At 45.7% G+C, this 24,362-nt stretch carries 19 protein-coding genes; 9 read left to right on the forward strand and 10 right to left on the reverse strand.

The window, feature by feature from the left end; all coding sequences use genetic code 11:
- Window positions 1-13 precede the first annotated feature (13 nt).
- From EP13_RS13790 to serA, 4 genes are all read left to right on the forward strand, one after another.
- The gene (locus EP13_RS13790; RefSeq protein ID WP_044057789.1) at window positions 14-955 is read left to right on the forward strand and encodes a nucleoside hydrolase; all 942 of its coding nucleotides are present in this window, start codon (window positions 14-16) and stop codon (window positions 953-955) included.
- A 68-nt stretch (window positions 956-1,023) separates the two neighbouring features.
- Window positions 1,024-1,632, forward strand: coding sequence for a 5-formyltetrahydrofolate cyclo-ligase (locus tag EP13_RS13795; RefSeq protein ID WP_044057790.1), 609 nt, complete (start codon window positions 1,024-1,026; stop codon window positions 1,630-1,632).
- 80 nt (window positions 1,633-1,712) lie between these two features.
- Window positions 1,713-2,369 (forward strand): ribose-5-phosphate isomerase RpiA, encoded by a 657-nt coding sequence (gene rpiA, locus EP13_RS13800; protein ID WP_044057791.1) that lies wholly within the window; start codon window positions 1,713-1,715, stop codon window positions 2,367-2,369.
- A 149-nt stretch (window positions 2,370-2,518) separates the two neighbouring features.
- Window positions 2,519-3,748 (forward strand): phosphoglycerate dehydrogenase, encoded by a 1,230-nt coding sequence (gene serA / locus EP13_RS13805; RefSeq protein ID WP_044059007.1) that lies wholly within the window; start codon window positions 2,519-2,521, stop codon window positions 3,746-3,748.
- A gap of 106 nt (window positions 3,749-3,854) precedes the next feature.
- Here the strand turns inward: serA and EP13_RS13810 are convergent, their stop codons facing one another.
- From EP13_RS13810 to EP13_RS13835, 6 genes are all read right to left on the reverse strand, one after another.
- Complete coding sequence (locus tag EP13_RS13810; RefSeq protein ID WP_044057792.1) at window positions 3,855-4,598, reverse strand: DUF481 domain-containing protein; 744 nt, start codon at window positions 4,596-4,598, stop codon at window positions 3,855-3,857.
- A 186-nt stretch (window positions 4,599-4,784) separates the two neighbouring features.
- Window positions 4,785-5,588, reverse strand: a complete 804-nt coding sequence (locus EP13_RS13815; RefSeq protein WP_081869510.1) for a DUF481 domain-containing protein — start codon at window positions 5,586-5,588, stop codon at window positions 4,785-4,787.
- Between the two features lie 133 nt (window positions 5,589-5,721).
- Complete coding sequence (locus EP13_RS13820; protein ID WP_044057793.1) at window positions 5,722-6,546, reverse strand: HDOD domain-containing protein; 825 nt, start codon at window positions 6,544-6,546, stop codon at window positions 5,722-5,724.
- Window positions 6,547-6,613: 67 nt separating this feature from the next.
- On the reverse strand, window positions 6,614-6,916 hold the full coding sequence (locus tag EP13_RS13825) for a DUF1289 domain-containing protein (RefSeq protein ID WP_044057794.1): 303 nt from the start codon (window positions 6,914-6,916) through the stop codon (window positions 6,614-6,616).
- A gap of 286 nt (window positions 6,917-7,202) precedes the next feature.
- Window positions 7,203-10,325, reverse strand: coding sequence for an efflux RND transporter permease subunit (locus EP13_RS13830; RefSeq protein WP_044057795.1), 3,123 nt, complete (start codon window positions 10,323-10,325; stop codon window positions 7,203-7,205).
- On the reverse strand, window positions 10,325-11,596 hold the full coding sequence (locus EP13_RS13835; protein ID WP_044057796.1) for an efflux RND transporter periplasmic adaptor subunit: 1,272 nt from the start codon (window positions 11,594-11,596) through the stop codon (window positions 10,325-10,327). The genes EP13_RS13830 and EP13_RS13835 overlap by 1 nt, the downstream gene beginning before the upstream one ends.
- A gap of 208 nt (window positions 11,597-11,804) precedes the next feature.
- Between EP13_RS13835 and EP13_RS13840 the strand changes: the two genes are divergently transcribed.
- Window positions 11,805-12,860: a LysR family transcriptional regulator gene (locus EP13_RS13840; RefSeq protein WP_044057797.1), complete on the forward strand. Its 1,056-nt coding sequence runs from the start codon at window positions 11,805-11,807 to the stop codon at window positions 12,858-12,860.
- Between the two features lie 46 nt (window positions 12,861-12,906).
- On the opposite strand, the gene manD is transcribed toward EP13_RS13840, so the two are convergent.
- Window positions 12,907-14,115, reverse strand: a complete 1,209-nt coding sequence (manD, locus tag EP13_RS13845; RefSeq protein ID WP_044057798.1) for a D-mannonate dehydratase ManD — start codon at window positions 14,113-14,115, stop codon at window positions 12,907-12,909.
- A 109-nt stretch (window positions 14,116-14,224) separates the two neighbouring features.
- Here manD and EP13_RS13850 point away from each other — a divergent pair, with 109 nt between their 5' ends.
- The 3 genes from EP13_RS13850 (at window position 14,225) to EP13_RS13860 (ending at window position 18,014) form a co-directional block, all read left to right on the forward strand.
- Window positions 14,225-14,953, forward strand: a complete 729-nt coding sequence (locus EP13_RS13850) for a FadR/GntR family transcriptional regulator (RefSeq protein WP_052364421.1) — start codon at window positions 14,225-14,227, stop codon at window positions 14,951-14,953.
- Between the two features lie 79 nt (window positions 14,954-15,032).
- Window positions 15,033-17,375 carry a GH92 family glycosyl hydrolase gene (locus tag EP13_RS13855; protein ID WP_044057799.1) on the forward strand — a complete coding sequence of 781 codons (2,343 nt, stop codon included), beginning with the start codon at window positions 15,033-15,035 and terminating at the stop codon, window positions 17,373-17,375.
- The gene (locus EP13_RS13860) at window positions 17,376-18,014 is read left to right on the forward strand and encodes an HAD-IA family hydrolase (RefSeq protein ID WP_044057800.1); all 639 of its coding nucleotides are present in this window, start codon (window positions 17,376-17,378) and stop codon (window positions 18,012-18,014) included. It abuts the gene before it with no gap.
- Between the two features lie 88 nt (window positions 18,015-18,102).
- Here EP13_RS13860 and EP13_RS13865 read toward each other — a convergent pair whose 3' ends face one another.
- Genes EP13_RS13865 through EP13_RS13875 form a run of 3 tightly spaced genes read right to left on the reverse strand, consistent with a single transcriptional unit; the run spans window position 18,103 to window position 23,387 of the window.
- Window positions 18,103-19,605, reverse strand: a complete 1,503-nt coding sequence (locus EP13_RS13865) for a CoA-acylating methylmalonate-semialdehyde dehydrogenase (RefSeq protein WP_044057801.1) — start codon at window positions 19,603-19,605, stop codon at window positions 18,103-18,105.
- Between the two features lie 32 nt (window positions 19,606-19,637).
- Window positions 19,638-21,476: a 3D-(3,5/4)-trihydroxycyclohexane-1,2-dione acylhydrolase (decyclizing) gene (gene iolD, locus EP13_RS13870; protein ID WP_044057802.1), complete on the reverse strand. Its 1,839-nt coding sequence runs from the start codon at window positions 21,474-21,476 to the stop codon at window positions 19,638-19,640.
- Entirely contained in the window at window positions 21,477-23,387 is a 1,911-nt protein-coding gene (locus EP13_RS13875) for a bifunctional 5-dehydro-2-deoxygluconokinase/5-dehydro-2-deoxyphosphogluconate aldolase (RefSeq protein WP_044057803.1), read from the reverse strand. It abuts the gene before it with no gap.
- Between the two features lie 148 nt (window positions 23,388-23,535).
- Between EP13_RS13875 and EP13_RS13880 the strand changes: the two genes are divergently transcribed.
- The gene (locus EP13_RS13880; RefSeq protein ID WP_044057804.1) at window positions 23,536-24,357 is read left to right on the forward strand and encodes a MurR/RpiR family transcriptional regulator; all 822 of its coding nucleotides are present in this window, start codon (window positions 23,536-23,538) and stop codon (window positions 24,355-24,357) included.
- The last annotated feature ends 5 nt before the right edge of the window (window positions 24,358-24,362 follow it).

A 24,362-nucleotide genomic window follows, 5' to 3' on the forward strand; every position in this document is an offset into this window, starting at 1 on the left:
CAGAGTATTTTTAATGGCACATAAAATCATTTTAGACACGGATCCTGGCATTGATGATGCCATGGCTATCTTTTTCGCGTTTCAATCACCCGATATCGACGTACTGGGTTTAACTACGGTTTATGGTAACGTGCCTGTGACGATGGCAGCCCAAAACGCGCTAACCCTTTGTGAGTTTGCAGGTAAAGATATTCCTGTAACAAAAGGCGTTGGCATGCCTTGGGTAGGTCCAGAATCTACTTATGCGCACTTCGTACATGGTGATTACGGTTTCGGTCATATGAAACCTGAAGCCCCTAAGGGCGAGCTTGACCCTCGTAGTGCAGCACAGTTTATTGTAGATACCGCACGCAAGTACCCAGGCGAAGTCACTATCGTGGCTATTGGCCCTTTAGGTAATCTAGCGCTAGCACTTCGCTTAGAGCCTGACTTACCTAAATTAGTGAAAGGTGTAAGCATTATGGGTGGCGCAGCATTTGTTCGTGGTAATGTCACGCCGGTGGCTGAAGCCAACATTTGGAATGATGCCCACGCTGCAGAAATTGTGTTTGGTGCCGATTGGAACTTAACCATGTTTGGTTTAGACGTCACCAATGATGTGCCATTTAAGCCATCATTCGTTGACGTTCTTGCTGAGAAAAACCCTAAACTAGGTGGTTTTGTTCAGGAAAGCGCGCAGTTCTATATGGATTTCTATTCTCAGAACCGCGAAGATCGTGTGTGTTTCTTCCACGATGCCTTCCCTATCGCTCACTTACGTCACCCAGAGCTCTTTGAGTTAACTGAAGGTCACGTCCGTGTAGGTACAGGCCCTCTAGACCGCGGTCAAACCGTGGTTGCGCCTTTAGGTACTACGCCAAGTCCGCTGTGGACTGAAGCAAATACCATTAAGGTTGCCACCAAAGTTGACCACGCTAAGTTGGAACAATTGTTTGTTGATACTTACGCGTTGTAGTGCATGAAAAAAGGTGGCAATAGGCCACCTTTTTTATTCATTTAATTCCCATTGTCGAATGGCCTTTTATGCAGCGCTCTGAATTACGAAAGCAACTAAGGCTAGCGCGTCAGCAGCTAACACGCGCTCAGCAAGACAAGGCCGCAGAAGCTGTGCTTCAGCGCTTGTGTGACCTTCCACTATTATCCCACGCTACCTACGCAGCCTGTTATTTACCCAACGATGGGGAAGTTTCGCTTACCCCGTTTATTAAGCATTGTTGGCAGAGCAAAGCCACCTCTCACCCTATGCGATGCAACACCACCTTGCCTGTGCTTCATCCAGTGTGTAAGGGCCATCTGTTGTTTCTTGGCTATGATGCGCAAACTCACATGGTGAAAAACACCTTTGCCATTCCCGAGCCTGAACTGGCGTGCCAAAATATTGTTCCTATGCGACACCATAGCGTTATTTTTATGCCGCTGGTGGGCTTTGACAGTCAAGGTAACCGATTGGGCATGGGCGGCGGCTTTTACGATAGAACCCTTGCCTCGGTGCGCGAAGCACACACCCGTCCAGCCCTTGTCGGTATTGCCCACGACTGTCAACACGTTGATAGGTTACCTGTACAATCTTGGGATGTTCCCCTTGATGCAATTGTTACTCCTACGCAAACCATTACCTTCAATCAGAAATAAAACCTGCAATTGCTAAATTGAGCCATAGGTGAAAAGGTGGCTTTTTGTTAGACTCTAACAAAACCCACTGGAGAGTAACGATGGATCAAAACGCAAAAAAACTGGCCGTAGCTAAAGCCGCTATTGAATACGTTGAAAACGACAGCATTGTGGGCGTAGGTACAGGTTCTACCGTGAACTTTTTTATCGACGAGCTTGGTAAAATTAAGCATAAAATTGAAGGTGCCGTGTCTAGCTCTGAAGCATCTACTGAAAGGCTGAAGGCACTTGGCATTGAGGTATTTGAACTCAATGAAGTCAGCCAGCTTTCAGTATACATCGACGGTGCGGACGAAGTGACCGAGCACAAACATATGATTAAAGGCGGTGGCGCAGCGCTGACGCGCGAAAAAATAGTCGCCGGCGCAGCAACTACCTTTGTTTGCATTGTCGATGAGAGCAAACGGGTACCCGTGTTAGGCAAATTTCCACTACCGGTGGAAGTTATCCCGATGGCACGCTCATTTGTAGCCAGAGAGTTAGTTAAGCTGGGCGGAGACCCTGAGTACCGCCAAGGCGTGGTCACTGACAACGGGAATGTCATACTTGACGTGCACAACTTAGAAATACTGAATCCTCGTGAGTTAGAACAAGCCATTAATAACATTCCAGGCGTTGTTACAAACGGTATATTTGCCTTACGGGGCGCAGACATTGTACTTTCTGCCACCAACACTGGGGTAGATACCTTTAAGTAAAATTCTTCTTTTAAGTTAGCCCATTTTCTGTTAACTTCCGTTTAGACGTCTAGATGGCCTTTTGAGAGCGAAAGGTGGAGTGTGCATCGGTAGATGGAATGCCCACCTTTCGCTCTGTAAATACTAATTTTTTAAGAGATAGCGAATCCATGAGCAAAGTTTCACTAGAGAAGGATAAGATCCGAATATTGTTGTTAGAGGGAGTTCACAAAAGTGCGCTGGAAACCCTAGAGAATAACGGTTATACGAATATTGAGTATCTCAAAACCTCTCTGCCCGAAGACGAGCTAATTGAGAAAATTAAAGATGCTCACTTTGTTGGAATTCGATCTCGTACACAAATTACTGAAAAAGTGGTGGATGCAGCGAAGAAATTGGTTGCCGTTGGCTGCTTCTGTATTGGTACAAACCAAGTAGACCTAGAAGCCACGCAACGTCGTGGTATCCCTGTCTTTAACGCCCCTTTTTCTAACACGCGTTCTGTCGCCGAATTAGTGCTGGGGCAAATCATTCTGCTACTTCGCCAAGTGCCAAGCAAAAACGCGAAAGCACACCGTGGTGAGTGGGAAAAAACTGCCGACGGTTCATACGAAGCCCGTGGTAAAACCCTGGGGATTATTGGTTACGGTCATATCGGTACGCAGCTTAGCATTCTGGCAGAGCACCTTGGTATGCGCGTGCAGTTTTTTGATATTGAAGACAAACTAGTATTAGGTAACTCTACGCAAGTTAAGTCGCTAGAAAAGCTGTTAAACACCGCTGATGTTATTTCTTTGCATGTACCTGAAACCCCGCAGACACAGAATATGTTTGGCGCTAAAGAATTTGCACAAATGAAGAAAGGTAGCATATTCATTAATGCTTCTCGCGGAACAGTGGTAGACATAGACGCGCTGGCAGACGCGCTTGAAAGCGGCCAATTAAACGGCGCAGCCATTGACGTATTCCCTGTTGAGCCAAAATCGAATAAAGAAGAGTTTCAATCTCCTCTACGTAAATTCGATAACTGTATTCTTACTCCTCATGTGGGCGGAAGCACCCAAGAAGCGCAAGAAAACATTGGTATTGAAGTGGCCGGAAAACTGGCGAAGTACAGCGACAATGGCTCTACCCTGTCTGCGGTGAACTTCCCTGAGGTATCATTACCTGAGCATATCTCACGTTCTCGCTTGCTGCACATTCACAGAAACCAGCCAGGTATTCTTACTCAAATTAACCAAGCGTTTGCGGAAAAAGGCATTAACATTGAAGCCCAGTATCTACAAACGACTGCAGAAATTGGTTATGTGGTGGTTGATGTTCAACAAGACCGAGCTTACGACGCCTTAGCCCAGCTGCAGCAAATTGACGGCACAATTAAAACCCGCATTTTGCACTAAGCAAAAAGCCGACTAATTAGGCATAAAAAAACGCTGCAATGTGCAGCGTTTTTTTTTGCTTTTTGCCTGCGCTTAGGTGTTAGAACCTAGCTTTATCTCGCAGGGTTTAAAAGAAGTTATACACTAAGCTAACCGCTGTTTCAGTATCTAGCTTTTCTACATCGTCTTCTACGTCGGTGTTGTGATCAAGTTTGAACGACAAACGCATAGACAAGTTGCCACTAATGGTGGCGGTAAGTGCTGATTCAGCACGCGACTTGGTGTTTTCAGACCCTACTTCTGTACTTACCGTTTGGGTAAATTTAGCTGTGTCTGAAATTTTCCACGTATAAGCACTTGATGCACGAACAATGGCACTGCTTTGGTCTTCACCGTCTTGTGTTTCAGCCCATGAATAACCAGGACCAATTGAGTACTCAAGCGTGTGGCGCTGGTTTTCTAGCACCTTTTGGTTCCAACCCGCTGCGAGGGTTGCTTGGTAATCAAAGTTACTTAAACGGTCGTCTTCGTATGAAGCAAATCCGAACAAACGGTTATCAGGGTTTTCTAGCTTGTAATTGCCCTGTGCAGAACCGTAGAACTTTTGTGCTGATGTGTACTCTTCTTCTGTACCATCGTCATTATCTACCGTTTCTTCTTTATACAAACCTTCGATTGCGTAATCGTTGCTCCATTTCTCAAGCTCTTGGTGAGCAGTAATGCCTGCACTGATTGAGGTAGTCTTGGTGTTACCTGTTGTAGAGATAAAGCCGAGCTCGCCGTCCATTGTGAAAGGCTTTATTTCGTCTTGCGCAAAGGCTGCTGAAGAAGCTGATAAGGCGATAAGTGTTGCAAGAAGCTGTTTATTCATTGGCAATCCTAGTGGTTTACTATCCTTTACCGTAGCAGGCCAGTGAACTGTTACACACGGGCTGTACGGCGCAAATTTACTGCGGGCAATAGTACCTACCTCACATTCTCAGTCAATGAAGGTTAGCCTAAAAAATCGCCAAAAAACGCAATATTTACACTAAAAGATAAGATAAATCGGGCTGTTTTAAAAAAACTGGTATACCAACGCCACCGATGTCTCGGTGCTTAACGGGTCAATATCTTCTGCCGTGTCACTTTCGTGACTTAAAATAAACGACAATTTCATCGCAAGTGAGCCAAAGACATTGGCCGACAACGACGTTTCAGAGCGAGATTTGGTATTTTCAGCGCCCGCTTCTGTGCTTAAAAACTGACGAAGCTTGGCCCCTGAATTCCAATGATATTTATATTCGGCGGAGGCGCGAACAATCACCCCGTCGTTCACCGAGTCGGTGGTTTCTTCTTCAGGTTCAACAAATGCGTAGCCAGGCCCAATGCTGTACCTGAACTCACTTTCTTCGTCACGCCATAAGCGTTGCGACCAACCCGCCGCCAATGAGGCTCGTTGATCGTAGCCATTGAAGTCATCATCTTCATAGTCGCCGTACATGAAAAGGCGACGGCCGGGTATGTTGAGTTTGTAATCGAACTGAGCACTGCCATAAAGACGCTTTGCGGTCACTTCTCTTTCGCCTGAATCAACGGTACTTTCTTTGTACAGCATTTCGGCAAAATACAAGCTGCTCCAGTTTTCTGTTTCGTGATCGGCATTGACGCCCGCTTTAACGCTGGCAGCAGAAGTATTTCCCGTATTCACCAATACCCCAAGCTCTCCATCTAACGAAAAGCGGGGAATTTCATCATCGGTATCTGGCGTAAAATCGGCATGATATAGCGTTTGAATGAGGTCTCTATCGGTGGCCAAGGCACCAAAAGAAACACTCATCAGCGTGAAAAACAACCAGCCACGGGAAAACGTATTAAGCATAATTTAAATTAGGTTTAGTCTATTTAATTGGTTTTGTTTACTGAGCGGGGTCAATAAACACCTTATTATGCCCTTCCGTGGGAGGCGCTACATTCGCTGCACGCAGCTTTTAGCTAAGTTTGTACCTTATTGCTTAGTGTATCAACATTGCAACTTTTGTGGTTTCAATATCCGCAAAAGTGATCGCATTTGAAATAGCATCCATATCGGCACTTACACTATTGGCTATTTCTTTAGAGAAAAGTTCAATTTCACCGTAACATTCTTTATTGTGCTGCATGGCGGTAATGCGTGAGGCCAATGCTAAAATGCCGATGTCAGTGTCTGCATCCTGTTTGGTAGGGTCGTTTGCGTTCATTACAGGGTAGTAAAGCACAAGCGGCAACTTCCAATTTTCCAATATAGTACCGCTACATTCTGAAAAGGTAAATCCGAAGTGTCTGATTTGCCTTACATAGGGCAGTTCACAAACCTTATCATCTTGGTAAACCTTATAAAGATCTGAAGAATGTTTAGCTACAACTAATTCACTCAAGTTCTGCAAAATCCCCATGACAAAGAATCGTTCGCTGCCGCGAATGCCAAGGTGACGTGCAAGGCATTTAGCCACCATGCCGCAATATACAGCTTGATACCAATGCTTATCTAAATCGATATGAGGGGTATTGAAAGACTTGAATGCAGAGTTAGCGGTTTCTGCAACCACCAGATTGTACAACGCTTCGCCACCAATCACGCTTATGGCTTTAGAAATTGACTCTACCTGCGAGGGAAAACGGAACAAGGCACTGTTGGCAAGCCTTAACACTTTGGCAGTTAAGGATGGATCTACACTGATTAGCGCACCTAAATCCTCCGCGCTAGAACGCGGGTCGTCTAATACGGCTCTAATACGAATACAAACCTCAGGCAAAGCAAAGGATTTAGCTGCCAAGGCCACGTACTTATTTAACGTCATGAATAGACCTACTTAATTTCTAATAATCAACTACAGAGGCTACCGTGAGTACCCGGCTTATCTGCTATTAGGTTGAGCCTGTATCGTCGGATCCGTCGAACATACCTAGCTGCTCACCCACTCCACTGGCGTTTTGCTGCTCTTTGTCTTTACGTCGCGCCCGCGCGTAGGCCGCCGCTTTTCGTTTATGGCACGCAGAGATAATTTTCCTACGGGTACCATCGTCAATTTTTAGCCAATACAAGCGTTCTTCACGACTACGAAAACAGCCTTTACAAAATCCTCGGGGGCCTGATTCACACACACCAATGCACGGGCTAGGGATAGCAAAAAACTCGAGTTGTTGCCCTTGATTTGAATGATCCGTCATCGTTCATTAGTGCCGTAATGAATGTGCTTAGGGACAATTAAACCCCAGGTCACGTATTTGTGCCAGTAGACATTAGCCGCAGCTGTACTCTATATGGTGGATTTACCGGTAAATATCAACTCTGTATCTATACACGGGTATAAACCATCGGTGTGTCATGACCATTTCCCACGTAGGCGCTGGCGCATTGTAGATAGCAAAAACATAGGCCAAACAAAAAAAGGCCACTCAATTGAGTGGCCTAAAAATGCCCCTTAAGAGGGCAACGCTTGGGTAGACGGGAGAGTTAACCTTTGCGTTTTAGCAAGTAGTAGAAGACCGGTGTAAGAATTAAGCCAAAGAAGGTCACACCTATCATGCCGGAGAATACGGCAACCCCCATGGCTTGACGCATTTCCGCCCCCGCTCCGGTTGAGAGAACCATTGGCAATACCCCCATAATAAAGGCAATAGAGGTCATCAAAATAGGGCGTAAACGCAAGCGACTGGCTTCTTTAATCGCCGACAGAGCATCCATACCACTGTCTTGTAGCTCTTTGGCAAATTCCACAATAAGAATGGCGTTTTTGGTGGCAAGCCCAACCAATACAATCAGCCCTATTTGGGTAAAGATATTGTTATCGCCGCCATAAATTTGCACACCAATAAGGGCACTTAACAGAGTCATAGGTACAATAAGAATAATGGCCAATGGCAAGCGTAGGCTTTCATACTGCGCCGCTAACACCAAGAACACCAACAGCACCACCAATGGGAAAACAAAGGCTGAGGCATTACCCGCCAGTATTTGCTGGTAGGTTAGTTCGGTCCATTCGTAGGTCATACCCAGTGGTAGGGTTTCTGCCAAAATTTCTTCAATGGCCGCTTTGGCTTGGTCAGAGGAATAGCCCGCTGCTGGCGCGCCATTCACTTCCGCCGTCACATACCCGTTGTAGTGCATAACACGGTCTGGGCCGGCGCTGTGCTCAACATTTAAAAATGAGCCTAAGGGGATCATCTCGCCTTGTGAATTACGCACTTTAAATTGCGTAATATCGCCAATTTCCTGTCGATATTGCGCATCGGCCTGCACGTTCACCTGGTATGTTCTGCCAAATAAGTTGAAGTCGTTGACATACAACGAACCTAGGTACGCCTGCATAGTAGTAAACAAGGTGTCTATATTTACTCCTTGGCTTACCGCTTTTTCGCGGTCTACGTCTACATCAAGCTGAGGCACCGCCACGGTAAAGCTGGTGAACGACCCGGTTAAGGCTGGGTGTGCCCACGCTTTGCCAATCACTTCCTGAGTGACCCGCTCTAGTTCTTGAAAGCCAAGATTACCTCTGTCTTCAATTTGCAGTCTAAAGCCGCCAATAGTCCCTAGCCCCATCACTGGCGGAGGCGGAAATATAGCCACGTAAGCCCCTTTGATTGCGCCAAACTGCTGATTTAGCTTTGCTGCAATGGCCCCTGCTGATAACTCGGGTGACTGGCGTTCATTAAAGGGTTTAAGTGGCGTAAACAAAATACCTGAGCTTGGACTGTTAGTGAAACCGTTGATATTAAGCCCGGGAAACGCCACGGCGTCAGACACACCGGGGTGCGCCATGGCAATCCGTGACATTTCACGAATGACCTCTTCGGTTCTGTCTAAGCTTGCCGCATTGGGTAACTGTGCAAACGCCACCAAATATTGCTTGTCTTGCCCTGGCACATAACCGGTGGGCGTAGACGCAAATTGGTTATAGGTAAGCGCAATTAAACCTGCATACAACACCAATACAATACCGCTTTTACGAATTAACCCACCCACAGCGCCGGTGTATTTTTTTGAGCCTCGCTCGAATACGCGGTTAAACGGGGCAAACACGAAACGGCCAAACACTTTGTCCATGCCACGGGTTAACCAATCATTGGCTTTACCATGAGGCTTAAGCAATAGCGCAGACAGTGCCGGGCTAAGGGTTAACGAGTTAATCGCAGATATGACTGTGGATATAGTGATAGTAAGGGCAAACTGCTTATAGAATTGCCCGGTTAAGCCACTCATAAATGCAGTAGGAATAAATACCGCGGCAAGCACTAAAGTTGTGGCAATAATAGGGCCAGTCACCTCTTTCATGGCTTGCACGGTGGCATCAAAAGGAGACTTACCCTCTGCAATATTTCGCTCTACGTTTTCCACCACCACAATAGCGTCATCTACCACAATACCTATTGCCAACACCAAACCAAACAATGATAAAGCGTTAAGTGAAAAGCCCATAAGTTGCATGAACGCAAAGGTCCCCACTAATGAAATAGGCACTGCAACAAGGGGAATGATAGACGCACGCCAGGTTTGTAAGAACAGCACTACCACTAATACAACCAGCAATACGGCTTCCAGCAAGGTGTCGACTACGGCTTCAATAGAGCCTCGAACAAACACCGTGGGGTCGTAAACAATGTCGTACTCCAAACCATCGGGAAACATTGTCGACAGCTCAGCCATACGGGCGCGCACGTCATCAGAAATTTGAATAGCATTTGAACCCGGCGCTTGAAATATAGGTAAAGCCGCGGCCGGTTTATTATTTAACAGCGAGCGCAATGAATAGTTGTCTGCCCCTAACTCCACACGGGCCACGTCCTTAAGACGGGTTATTTCCCCATTTTCGCCGGTTTTGACAATAATATTTTCAAACTCGGTTTCATCTTTTAATCGCCCGCGAACGTTAATCAGTAACTGAAATTCGCTTTTACCCGTGGGTTGAGAGCCCAAGCTTCCTGCTGCCGCCTGCTGGTTTTGATCGGCAATAGCTGCGGCCACATCGCCAGGATTTAGTTGTAGCGCGGCAAGTTTATTCGGGTCTAGCCACACACGCATGCTGAACTCACCGGCGCCAAACATACGCACCTGCCCTACTCCGTTAATACGAGCCAGCTCGTCTTTTACAAACTGATCAGCATAGTTAGACAAATACAGCATGTCGTAACGGTTATCTGGCGAGGTTAAATGCACCACCATGGTTAAATCTGGTGATGATTTTTCGGTAACAACCCCTAAGCGCTGTACCTCTTCGGGCAAGCGGGGCGTGGCGCGGTTCACACGGTTTTGAACGAGCGTAGTGGCATCATCAGGATCGGTGCCGATAGCAAAGGTGATAGTAAGGGTCATGGTGCCATCGCTGGTTGCCTGCGACGACATATACAGCATATCTTCAACACCGTTAATTTCTTGCTCTAACGGCGTTGCAACAGTAGCTGCGATAACTTCTGGGTTGGCACCAGGGTAACTTGCCGTCACGACAACGGTGGGCGGTACCACTTCAGGGTATTCTGTAATAGGCAATTGCCACACCGCAATGGCCCCGCCGATGAAAATAAGCAACGACAGCACACCCGCAAATATCGGGCGGCTAATGAAGAATTGCGAAATGTTCATTACTTAAGACCTGCCGTAACCGTAGGCGCTGACACTGAACCACCAGCAAGCACATCATCAAACTGCGCCATGTTTTGTGTCAGCTCGGTGGCATTATCCACACGAGACTGCCAATTAGACAAATTAGCCAAAGCGTCTTCATCACCCATAGGCACTTCGTTTGCTGCCACCAACGCACCAGGGCGAACACGCTGCAAGCCGTCCACAACAATGCTGTCGTTAGCGTTTAAGCCACGTTTAATAATACGCATGCTACCCACTTTATCGCCTAATGTTACTGGGCGGTATTCCACTTTATTTTCTTCATTTACTACAAGGACAAACTTGTTGTTTAAATCTGTACCTATGGCTTTTTCTTTAATAAGAATGCCTTGCTCCTGGGTGTCGCCTGCCAGTTTAAGGTGGGCAAACAAACCGGGGATTAAACGACCCTCGTCATTGTTAAATACGGCGCGCACGCGAAGCGTGCCTGTACTGCTATTCACTTGATTGTCGATAAAATCAATTTGCCCCCAGTGATGATAGTCAGACTCATTTGCCAAACGCATAGCAACAGGCTGCTCACTAACGGCCGTTGACGCCTTATTAGTAGAAGATAGGTAGTTAAGATACGTTTGTTCATCTATGTCGAAGTACGCGTAAAGACGATCTGTTGACACGATACGCGTTAACTCGGTTTGCCCTGCCGTGACGAAGTTACCTTCGGTTATATTCGCGCGAGAAATACGCCCTGAAATTGGCGCTTCAACACGGGCAAAACCACGGTTTAAACGCGCTACGTCAAGCTCCGCTTGGGTTTGATTTAAACTGGCTAACGCCTGATTCTTTTCTGCTAAACGGGCATCTAGCACTTCTTCAGACACCGCTTGGGTTTTGCGAAGTTTGAAGGCGCGATTATAGTTCTGCTCAGCAAGTTGAACGCGGCTTTTCGCTTCTTCAAGTTGCGCAGTTAAACGAGAAACTTCAGCCTTAAACGTACGGTTATCAATAAGGAACAAGGTTTGACCTTGTTCAACATATTCACCTTCATCAAAAGCCACAAAATCGATATAGCCGGACACGCGAGGACGCAACGCAACAATATGTGGAGACTCTAAACGACCTGTAAAGTTATCCCATTCGGTTAACCGCTGAGATACCACTTTTGCCACATCAACAGGCACACCAGTATTTGCCTGCATGGTCTGAGCTGGCCCTTTTTCATCGCCGCCACATGCAGCGACCAGCAAAGTAAGGCTTACCATTGCCAATAAACGGGTAAAAGTTTTCATTGCAAGATACTCTTAAAAATTGAACTAAAGTTTGATGCCGTGCATTATGCACACCCTCAAACAATAAAAATAATTATCTTTTAATATGCAACACATCACATGATGTTATATATTAGGAAGCAGATTTATTGATGAAGTTATGAACAACTCACCGTTCGTGGTATCAATGCGTTACGTCCACGCCCCGTTTTGACCAAAGGAGACGAAGATGCGTCCACATGATTTAAATTTACTCATGATATTTGATGCCATCATGACAGAAGGTGCGATTACGCGCGCTGCCGATAGACTGTCGATGACACAGCCTGCTGTATCTAATGCCCTTTCGCGCATGCGTACAGCATGGAACGATGAGCTGTTTGTGAAGGACGGTCGCGGTATTCAACCCACCTCCTTTGCTAAAAACCTGTGGAGCCAAATTCAAGGTCCCTTAGGTGAGCTTGAAGTGGCCGTCAACCCTACCGACTTCAACCCTGCTACCGCTAAACGTACCTTTCGTATTGCCGCCACCGACAGTATCGTTTCTATTGTGTGGGGACCCCTTCGTAAAGTGATTGAAAACGAAGCACCGGGTATCAACATCCACGCTATTCCCAACTACGATATGGAAAGCCATAAAATTCTCAAAGATGCTGAAGCCGAGCTTACGTTTTCAAAATATCTTGAACCTGGCTCAGTCATTCGCGCAGAACACGTGCTCGACCCAAGCTGGGTGGTGGTAATGCGCCCCGATCACCCGCTGGCAAAATCGCAACTCACATTAGAAGACTTTGTGGCTGCCGATCACTTATTGGTGTCGGTTACCGGTGATGTGACTGGTCCTACCGATCAAGTGCTTGCAAACCTTGGTTTAAAGCGCCGCGTGGCCATGTCGGTTAATCAATTCTATAACGCCACACCACTACTGAGGGAAAGCGATCTCATTTGCGTGGCGCCTTCTCTTGTCTTGGAAAGAGAAATATTTTCCGGCGAATTAGCGGTGTTTGAAACGCCCATTGAAATCGTCAGCTCTCCCCTTTCTGTTATGTGGCATAAACGTCAAGATCAAGATGCAGGCTTGCAGTGGTTGCGTGGCTTAGTGGTGAAATTTATTCGGGAACGCGCTCAACGCCATGAAATGCTGCTTTCCCAGTGTTGCCGAAAAGCCTATTGCGCAGATACGGTTAAACGCTTTATGGACCAGCGTAATATGGACTGTAGCGAATTTTCGCCAGCCCACTTAAACGTGCCAAGTAACGATGAAATCAGCAAGGTAAAAGCATAGGTTCAGCTGCTGATTTCAACGTTATTATTAGCGCAGTATAGGGTTTCTACCAATTATACATAGTGCCATCTTCAAGTCGGTTCACAGGTAAGTAAGCTGGCTTATAGGGATACTTGGCCGCTAACGACTCATCAATATCTACACCATGTCCGGGCTTTTCACCCACCTTCATAACCCCCTCTTCGAAACGATAGTCATGGGGGAATACAGCGTCGGTTTCTTCGGTATGACGCATGTATTCTTGAATACCAAAATTAGGAACCCAGGTATCAAAATGTACCGCAGCTCCCATGGTAATTGGACTTAAGTCGGTAGCACCATGGAATCCAGTGCGAACATGGTAAAGCTCGGCTAAATGCGCAATTCTGCGCAAGTGTGAAATTCCGCCAGCGTGTACAATTGTAGTGCGAATGTAGTCGATTAATTGTTCACTAATAAGCTGTTGGCAGTCATGAATAGAGGAGAATACCTCCCCAACGGCAATTGGGGTAGTGGTATGTTGTCGGAATAACCTAAACCCTTCTTGCAGTTCAGCGGGAACGGCGTCTTCTAGCCAAAACAACTTGTAAGGTTCTAGAGACTTACCTAATTGAGCCGCCTCTAGTGGTGTGCAACGGTGATGGGCATCGTGTAACAAATGGTGATCGTACCCATAGGTATCACGCAATGTCTCAAATAATTTAGGGACACTGTTTAGGTACTTAGTGGTAGACCAAATATTTTCCGACGGTAAATTAGCGTCAGCGGGTTCATAAAACAGTTTATCCTTGGAAACACCATACGTGCTACTAAGGCCAGGAACACCTGTTTGCGCACGAATGGCTTTATAACCCATATCAATATACCTGCCCACTTCCTCGACGGTTTCTTCAATGGTGTTGCCATTTGCATGGCCATAGACCATTACCCCATCACGGCTGCGGCCGCCGAGTAATTGATACAATGGCATATTAGCGGCTTTCGCTTTGATGTCCCATAGTGCGACGTCAATTGCCGCGATGGCTGTCATTCCAACAGGCCCTCTGCGCCAGTACGCTCCTCTATAGAAGTACTGCCAAATATCCTCTATACGGCTAGCATCTTTGCCTAACAAACAAGGTATTAAATGATCTTCAAGGTAACTAACAACCGCGAGTTCACGACCATTTAACGTAGCATCACCAATTCCATAAATCCCTTCATCGGTAACAATTTTTAACGTCACAAAGTTACGACTGGGGCAAGTAACAATCACTTTTGCTTCAATTATTTTCATACGAGTACCTTTAAGCATTAACGTACACCAATCTAGGGGAGAGTAACTTGAAGTTACTAAGGGAAACCTTTAAATTGGTCTGGACTATTAACTCTAGAGTATAATCGGCTTGACCAATTTACAAGATCAATTTTCATCCGTTGACAATACAGGTGCTAAACGTCTGTATTTGCAAATTGCGGACAAACTCGCTCAACTTATCAGTGATGGAATAATAAAACCTGGCGAACGCTTGCCAGCAGAGCGTGAATTAGCCAGCCGCTATGATGTGAGCAGACAAACCGTACGCGAGGCATTAATTGCATTAGAAGTGTCAGGCATTGTCGCAATACGCCCTAGTTCTGGCATTTACGTATTAAAGAAATCAACCCTAAGCCCCGCCCTAATTACCGAAGATGCCCCTGGCCCTTTAGAAATTATGGAAGCGAGACGGCTACTAGAAGGGCAAGCGTGCGAAATGGCGGCTTCACGTATCAGCAACGAGGAACTACGTAAGCTTCAAGCTTATATCGAACAAATGTCGGTGTTAGTTGGTAAGCAAGATTTAACCGGGGCAGAACAGTTTGATGGTAGGTTTCACCGGTTAATTGCGCACGCAACACGAAACAGTGCTATTTACACTATGGTTGATTGGCTGTGGACCTTGCGAGATTCATCTGAAATTAGTCGTCTCTTTGCTGAAAAAATGCGAAGACATGGCGCCAACCCCAACATTGAAGCCCATCAGGCTATATACGAAAATTTATGTAGGCGCGACGGAGATGGAGCAAGGCAAGCAATGGAAAGCCATCTCAAACACGTAGAAGACATGTTTATAATTATGATTGGAGACGCTTAATTTGGACGGTCCAATTTGACATTGGTCTGCAATATTGATATTTCTGTGCGTCCAGATTTTGATAACGCAGAGCATTGTCATGAAAAAAAATTTTAAATGTATGGTGGCTTTATTGGCCGTTACATTGTCGTTGTGTTGGCAAACACCGTCTTTCGCCAACCAGCAACCCGTCGATTTGGTTTATCCTTTTGCCGATACGGCAAACAGTCGCTGGTTTTTCTTTGACTCTGCATCGTTACCTTTTGGTATGGTTAACTTAAACCCTGATACAGAAACGGGCGGCGCATGGGGAAGCGGTTATCGCTACAATTCCAGCGAAGTAAAAGGTTTTAGCCATGTTCACGCGTGGCAGCTTGCAGGCTTGTCAGTTATGCCCGTATCAACCAAGCTCCCCATTACACAATTAAAATCGGACTACTATTCTGCGTTCAATCACAATGATGAAATTGTAAAACCTGGGTTTCATCAGCTACAGTTATCCCGCTATAACATCGATGTAAAATTAACGGCCACAACACGGGTGGGATTTCATAGTTATCAATTCGCTAACAGCGAAAACCAGCAGGTTTTGTTTAATTTAGGTGGGCAACTGGGCCCTAGTCATCTTGGCCATGCTGAAGCGCATAAGGTTTCGCAGACGTCTATTAATGGCTATATAACGAATTTACCCACTTACCGTCGATCCCGTCCAACCAAAGTCTTTTTTCACGTTGAATTCAGCCGTCCTATTGAGGATATGGATAGTTGGCGCGGCGAGCACCATTTTGAAAAAGTAGATTTTATTAATGGCATAGACGCAGGCCTACTGGTCAATATATCACCGTCAAAACAACCGCTGCTAATGAAAGTAGGGATATCCTACGTGTCAGAAGAAAATGCAAAATCGAACATTGATATTGAACTCCCACACTGGGAATTCGATAAAGTGAAAGAAGACGCTTTTGCAATTTGGAATCAACAGCTGAGTAAAATTTCGGTGTCTGGTGGAACCCGCCAGCAGCAGCGCAGGTTCTACACTGATCTTTGGCACGCATTACAGGGGCGACGCATCATTTCTGATGCCAATGGTCAGTATATGGATCAAACTTCTAGTACCCCCAGAGTGAAACAGATACCGCTTTTAGACAGTGGAGAGCCCCTGTTTAATCACTACAATTCAGACTCTTTCTGGGGAGCTCAATGGACAATATCAACGTTGTGGCCACTTGCTTATCCAAAAATTGCTTCAGAAATGACAAATAGCTTACTCAACTATTACAAAGACGGCGGTATGATTGCACGTGGTCCATCAGGCGGAAATTACACCTATGTGATGACTGGCGCGTCTTCCACCCCTTTTATCGTGTCAAATTATATGAAAGGCATTCAAGACTTTGATGTTGAACTTGCCTATGAAGGACTCAAGAAGAACCACAGCACTGCTGGCATGATGGCAAAAGCGGGTTACGAGCATTACACCAATACTGGCGGCGGCATGCGCTTTTATGAGAATGATGGCTATGTTCCATTCCCACTTCCTACAGGCGAAAGTATGTATGGTAATCACAAACGTGGCCCAGGAATGACGCTGGAATACGCTTTCCAGGATCATGCTCTAGCACAATTAGCCGGTGCACTAGGCTATAACGACGACTATGATATGTACGCTAAGCGCTCAAAAAATTACCGTCACGTATTCGATGCAAGTAGCGGTTATATGAGACCAAGAAATCCAGATGGTTCGTGGCAAACCCCTTTCGATCCATTTCAATATGAAAATGGATTCGTTGAATCTAACCCAGCACAAGGTACGTGGAATGTGGCGCATGACATTGATGGCCTCGCGTCCTTAATGGGCGGAAAAACAACGCTGATTGAAAGGCTCGACAACGCCTTTAACGAGGCTGAAAAGCAAGGATTTACTGCAGGTAACGCACATGCAGATGAAGCGAAAGACGAGTATAGAAGAATTCCTATTAACTATGGTAATCAACCAAGTATGCAAACCGCATTCATTTTTAGCGCGGCTGGCGCACCTTGGAAGACCCAATATTGGTCGCGAAAAGTCGTCAATAAAGTCTACTCTGATTTGTCACCACAGCGTGGTTACAGTGGTGACGAAGACCAAGGACTAATGGGTAGCTTGGCCGTACTGATGAAAATTGGACTTTTCCAGCTTACCGGGGGGGTAGAAAAGGATCCTATTTATTATATTGGTAGCCCTCTTTTTGACACTATTACCATTACGTTGGATGACCACTATTACACCGGAAAAACCTTTACTATTCGAACGCGTAACAACAGTGCAGACAATGTATATGTCAGCGCCATAACACTGAACGGCAAGCCATTGACTCGCACCTATCTGCTCCACAGTGAAATAGTTAACGGTGGAACACTTGTTCTAGATATGTCTGACCGACCCAATAAGCAGCTTCATTAAATGTCGAAATCTTGTCTGTTATTCGATAATGACGGTACGTTGGTAGACAGTGAGTATCTTTGTAATTTAGGTATTGCCCACGCGTTTCTTGAACTCGACGTAACACTAGATGCAGATGACTTGGTAAAACACTATCGCGGTATGAAACTGTCTGAAATAATGGCATCTATTTCACGGCAGTATTCTGTAGAATTGCCTGACGATTTTATCTCGTCTTATCGTAAGCGTGTTGCGTCTTTGTTCGATAAGCACTTAACACCTATTGAAGGTGTCGTTTACGCACTTGACCACCTCCATCATCGAAAAGCCGTAGTATCTAATGGCCCACGGCAGAAAATTGAGCATGCCCTAAATGTTTGCCAACTTCGCGGTTACTTTAACGACAACATTTTTAGTGCCTACGACATAGGCTACTACAAACCCAATCCTCAGATATACCTTGATGTGGCCGCTATGATGAAGGTATCGCCTAATCAATGTGTGGTTATTGAAGACAGTAAAGTGGGCGCAGAGGCGGGCAGCCGCGCTGGGATTACTACCCTGTTTTATAATCGCTACAATGAAACGCTTTCATTACCCCACGTGACCAGCTTTAACGACATGAAACAATTGCCTAAAATGATTGCTAACGTAAGTTAGTATTCACTTACCATCATTCACACTGTTAAGCAAAAAAACCAGTCAGGAGAAACTGACTGGCTTTTAATAGATGATAAATGCCCGGGTTTTACTTCATAGTAGGCATCGTAAAGTGATTGATGTTTTGCTGACCTTTGGGCCAACGTGCCGTCACCGTTTTCATTTTAGTGTAAAAACGAACGCCATCTGGCCCGTGCATATTTAGTGGGCCAAAAATAGATCTTTTCCAACCACCAAAGCTATGGAACGCCATTGGCACTGGTATAGGCACATTAACGCCTACCATACCCACCTGCACTTTGTGATAGTAAGCGTGGGCTGCTTCACCATTTGCAGTGAAAATAGAGGTGCCATTACCATACTCATGACGGTTAACCAGTGCTAGCGCTTCTTCAAAACTACTCACTCGAACAACGCTGAGTACTGGCCCAAATATTTCTTCATTATAAATACGCATTTTAGGGGTCACGTTATCAAACAGTGTCGGCCCCACAAAATAGCCTTTTTCGCATCCAGACACGCGATAGTTTCGGCCATCAGCAACTAGTGTGGCCCCTTCTTCCACACCATCTGAGATATACTCTTGCACCTTAGCGGCGTGTTCCCGGCTGATTAGCGGCCCCATATGAGGTTCGTCACCTTCACCTAAACCCGGGCCTACTCGCATTTGCGCTATTTCTTGCTGCAATTTTGCAATTAATGCATCTGCGGCTTCGTCACCCACACACACAGCAACTGAAATTGCCATACAGCGCTCGCCGGCTGAACCATACGCCGCGCCCATCAGTGCACCGCTAACCAACTCAAGATCGGCATCGGGCATTACAACCAAGTGATTTTTTGCGCCACCTAATGCTTGTACTCGCTTACCGTGCTGATTTCCCACATTGTAAACATATTCAGCAATGGGGGTTGAGCCGACAAAGCTAATAGCATCAACATCTTCATTTGTAATTAGTACGTCGACCGATGTTTTGTCACCGTTGACGACATTGAATACGCCATCGGGTAAACCGGCCTCGGTAAGTAATTCGGCAATTCTTAATATAGTACTGGGGTCTTTTTCTGACGGCTTCATGACAAACGTATTTCCGCAGGCAATCGCTACAGGAAACATCCAAAGTGGTACCATCGCAGGAAAATTAAAAGGGGAAATGCCGGCACAAACACCTACAGGCTGCATTAGACTAAAACTGTCTACGCCTCGCCCCACATTCATCGACTGCTCACCTTTGAGTAAATGTGGAATGCCGCAGGCAAATTCCACCACCTCGATACCCCGCGTTAACTCACCTTGAGCATCAGAGAACACTTTGCCGTGCTCTTTGGTAATTAAGGTAGCAAGTTCATCTTTGTGCGTTTCTAACAACGCCTTAAACTTGAACATAACTCGGGCTCTGTTTAGCGGAGTTACTTCACTCCATGTCACAAACGCCTGCTTAGCGGCAGTAATGGCCGCTTGGGTTTCTTCAACTGTAGATAGGCTTACTTTTCTGATTACCTCACCTGTGGCCGGATCGTAAACTGAATTATCGCGATCACTTGTGCTGTCGACCCGCTCACCATTTATATAATTACCTAACGTTTGCATATCTCTACCTTTTAAACCTAGATCCTGAAGAATTAGTACGGTTGTTTAACTTGCTGCTGTGTATAGTTTTCATGCGCATCAGCAACAGCTTTTCTTTTAGACGTTTGGGGTATTGCGACATCCCACCAACTGCCATTGACGGTGCTGATATGTGGGTCTGTATTAATCGCGATTAACGTGCTGGTGGTATTACTCTTAGCTTTGGTTAACGCTGCTTCTAATTCACCTAATGAGTGAACATGTTCGGCATTCGCGCCCATTGAACGAGCATGTTGAGCGAAATCAATTTGCATCAACTCAGGCGCACCTTCACAATCGTCCAATAAATTGTTGAACGGTGCATTGCCCGTTCCTTGCTGCAATCGGTGGATACAACCAAAACCTCGGTTGTCTAACAAAATGACGATAATCTTTTGCTTAAGCATCACAGATGTTGCTAATTCGGCATTAAGCATCATGTATGAGCCATCACCAACCACCACTATGACGTCATTGTTTGGCTTGGCTAATTTAACGCCTAAACCGCCCGCTATTTCATACCCCATGCAAGAAAAACCATACTCTACGTGATAACTACCGGGTCCTTCTGCTCGCCATAGTTTGTGAAGTTCGCCGGGTAATCCACCTGCTGCACACACAATCGTATCGCCAGCATTTGAACCGCGCTTTACCGCCCCTAATACTTGCGCATCGGATGGTAAACCTTCGGTGTCTGAAGTCACATCTTCATAATGTTGCTGCCACTTTATATTGAGTACTTGGGCTTTTTCCAACCATGTTGTTGGCGCCGACCATTGCGCTAGCGCGCTATGCAGCTGTGTTAACGTTTGCGTCGCATCACCTACCAAAGACACCGCATCGTGTTTATTGGCATCGAAAGCCCCTATGTTTAATTGAAGTAACACTGTATTGTCGCGGTTCCAAAGGGTTCGAGATGACGTGGTGAAATCTTGTAGCCGAGTGCCTATCGCAATAATTAAATCTGCTTCAGCGGCAATTTTATTTGCAGCTTCACTTCCTGTCACACCTACCCCACCCAATGCACAAGGATGTTGCCAAGATAGGCAGCCTTTACCCGCTTGGGTTTCTGCAACCGGAATCTGATGAGTTTCAGCAAATTCTGATAGGGCTGCTGCTGCGCCAGAATACAGCACTCCACCACCGGCAATAATTAACGGCTTTTGCGATTTCTTTATCGCAGACACGGCTTGTTCAACTTCAAAAAGCTCAGCCAAAGGCTGACGAATTCTATGCACTCTTTTAGTGAACAATGAGACTGGGTAATCGAATGCCTCTGCCTGAACATCTTGCGGAAATGCCAAAGTAACGGGCCCACAATTCACCGGGTCGAGCAGTGTTTGCATGGCCACCGGTAAACTATTAATAAGCTGTTCGGGTCGATTAATACGATCGAAATAGCGACTTACCGGTTTAAAACAATCATTCACTGAAATATTCGGGTCACTGAAGTGCTCAATTTGTTGTAAAACAGGATCAGGTTTACGGTTCGCAAAGTTGTCGCCCGGCACAAATAACACCGGTAAGCGATTTGCGTGAGCAAGCCCAGCGGCGGTCACCATATTGGTTGCGCCGGGCCCAATTGATGACGTACACATCATCATTCTTCGACGGTTATTAGCTTTTGCATACGCAATTGCGGCATGCGCCATGCCTTGTTCGTTATGCGCTCGGTATGTTGGAAAAGTCGCTTTGTTGTCGTGTAGTGCTTCACCTAGGCCAGCCACGTTCCCATGACCAAAAATAGCAAAGGCTCCGGCAAATATAGGGAACTCTTCGTGATCAATTACAATGTACTGCTGTGTAAGAAATGCCAACATTGCTTGCGCAGCAGTGTATCTAATGGTCTTCATCTAAATATCCTTACGCGTGTTCCATGCTGAGACTAAAGTAAGATAGTTTTCAGCTACCACCTTCATCAGCACCTCGTCATCGATTTTTCCCGCCAACCAGTCTTTGCTGGGTGCGGAAAATATAGAGCGGCCTACTGCAAAGCCTTTACATAGCGGATATTTAGCACTATTAGAAAACCCTTCTATAAGTGCATCAATTGGCGCATCTAAACCTAAAAGAATAATGCCTCTACAATGTGGCGAACGCTTATTCACCAGGTCACTAATGCACTTCCATGCGGCAGGCGAAGGGGGAGGCAGCTTCCACCAATCGGGCCTTACATTGAGGTCGTAAATCATTTCCATTGCCCTTACGACAGACGTATCGTCAGCGGGAATATCACTAGGCGGAATTATTTCTAGTAGCAGTTCATGACCACTTTGACAACACGCGGCATAAAGCTCTTCAATCTGCTTAGATTGTGCTTCCCACATGGCAGCGTCGTCATCTGGATGCATAAACACTAAACATTTAACGATATGCTCCTGTGGCCAACTGACCAAGCGAGAGCCTATAGAACGCCCGCCTTCTAGCTCGATAGGACGGGAACCCGGCACTTCCACTGGACGCCCCACCCACCAGCGTTTTCCGGTAACAGCGTTCAATGCATCTTGACCGAAGGTATCATCTATCAAAACCCCCACTTGATTATTACCTTGTACGCCAGTCTGCTCTAACGCCTGTAAAATAAGCGCTTTTAGGGTTCTTATTTTTGACAAATCGGCACCCGCTTCATTTGCCATTTCGACAAATTGTTTACGATGGTCGAATGCTAAAATACACAAGTCTTGCCACTGCGAAGTTTGACGCGTGGTAACCCTATGTAAATAGTTAAGCTCTGGATGAATATCGGGGCGCTCAATGGAATGTTGATTGGCAATGTAATAGTCAAGCTCGTCAGCCGAAGGAATGGCGGGGGCACAACCATGGCGAGATACCACAAGTGCACCAGCGGCGTTGCCGTAGGCACATGCTTTTTTAAACCCTTCTTCACGCAACCATCCTCGCAAGAAACCAGACATGAAAGCGTCGCCCGCACCAAGCACATTAAGGACATCAACCCTCACCCCTGGTGCAAAAAAAGCATCATCAATGTGGGGGGGAATGGCGTCATCGAAAATAGAACATCCTTTCTCGCCGCGCTTTAGCACGATGGTGGCGTCAGTAAGTTGCCTCACGTTTTGAAGTGCTGCTAATGTATCTGTCACACCACCAGCAATATGTATTTCTTCTTCCGTACCAACAATTAAATCGCACAGTGGAATAATAGACTGTAAATGCTCAGAAACGCTGCTATTGGAGACAAATCTATTGTCGCCTTCACCTGGGCGGGTTAACCCCCAAAGCACCGGTCGGTAGTCAACATCCAAAATAACTTTAGTATTGTTTTTTCGTGCATATTCAATTGCTTTACGAGCAACAGCGTCAACATGGGGAGTTGAAAAATGTGTTCCGGTAATCAATAAAGCCTTTGCTGATGCAATATACTGCTCATCAAAATCACTGATATCTACTGCCATATCGGCGCAATCAGCACGATAAAATAGTAACGGAAATTCTTCCTTACTTTTTATTGATAAAATGGCCAACGCTGTGAGACGCTGTTTATCGGTAACAACGTGGCTTGTGTCTACGCCAACTCGGTCTAATTCTTCACGAATGAATTGCCCAAACTGCTCATCGCCTACACGGGTAAGCATAGAAGATTTCAATCCTAAGCGGGCTGCACCAAAGCAAATATTGCACGAAGAACCACCCAGAGATTTTGCAAACGTAGAGATATCTTGAAGGCGGTTACCGATTTGCTGTCCGTACAGATCCACAGACGCTCTACCTAGGCAGATCAGATCTAATGTTTTAGCATCTTGCATTGATACAGGTACTCTCAATTGATTGGATAATTAACTTTCTAAAAACAAAATAGAACAAATATTCCAATTTATCAACACTGGAATATTTATTCCTTACATGCTAAATTTAGAACACCTAGTATGAAATTATGATGACACCATCAAACCAATGGCAGAAGATCAGTTAACGTTAGAACACCGAATCGAACAGGAATTTGCTTCGTTGAGCAATCGGCTTCAGCAAGTTGCTCGGTTTATCTTAGATAATCCTAATAGTATTGCCTTTGGGACTGCGGCGAGTATCGCAGAAGCTGCGGGGGTACATGGTTCTACGCTAGTTCGATTCGCCCATGCGTTCGATTTCGAAGGTTTTAGCGACATGCAGCAGGTCTTCAAACATAAGCTCATTTCTTCCACTCCTACCTATGAATCTCGAGTGCAATCGGTATTAGATGCGCCAGAAACCCATGATGACCAGTGTGGGCTGAGTTGGCTTAAAAAAATTACAGCGGCAAACGAGGCTGCACAAAAAAGTGCGTTAGATAAGATTGACCCTGAAGCCTTAAACTTAGCCATAGTAGAACTACAAAAGGCAAGTATTATTCATGTACAAGGGGTAAGACGTGCGTTCCCAATTGCGAGTTACTTCAGCTATGTTCTTGGAAATTTAGGTTATCGAGCACACCTTCTCGACAGTGTGGGGCAAATGGACAGAGCCCAATGTGGATTAATGACAAAAGACGACGCGTTATTTGCTATTAGTTTCGCACCTTATGCCCCTGAAACAATCGAAACGGTCACTCAAGCCAAATCAAAAGGCGTAAAAATAATTGCCTTAACCGATAGTGTATTAAGCCCTATGGTAGAAATTGCTGATGTATGCATAAAAGTTAAAGAAGCGGAGATCCACTCATTTCGTTCGCTTAATAGCAGCTTTAATATTATTCAAGCATTAATGCTTGGTCTTATTCACCACCCATCTCAAACCTGATAGGA

Source organism: Alteromonas australica (assembly GCF_000730385.1).
In the GTDB taxonomy this organism is placed as follows: Bacteria; Pseudomonadota; Gammaproteobacteria; order Enterobacterales; family Alteromonadaceae; genus Alteromonas; species Alteromonas australica.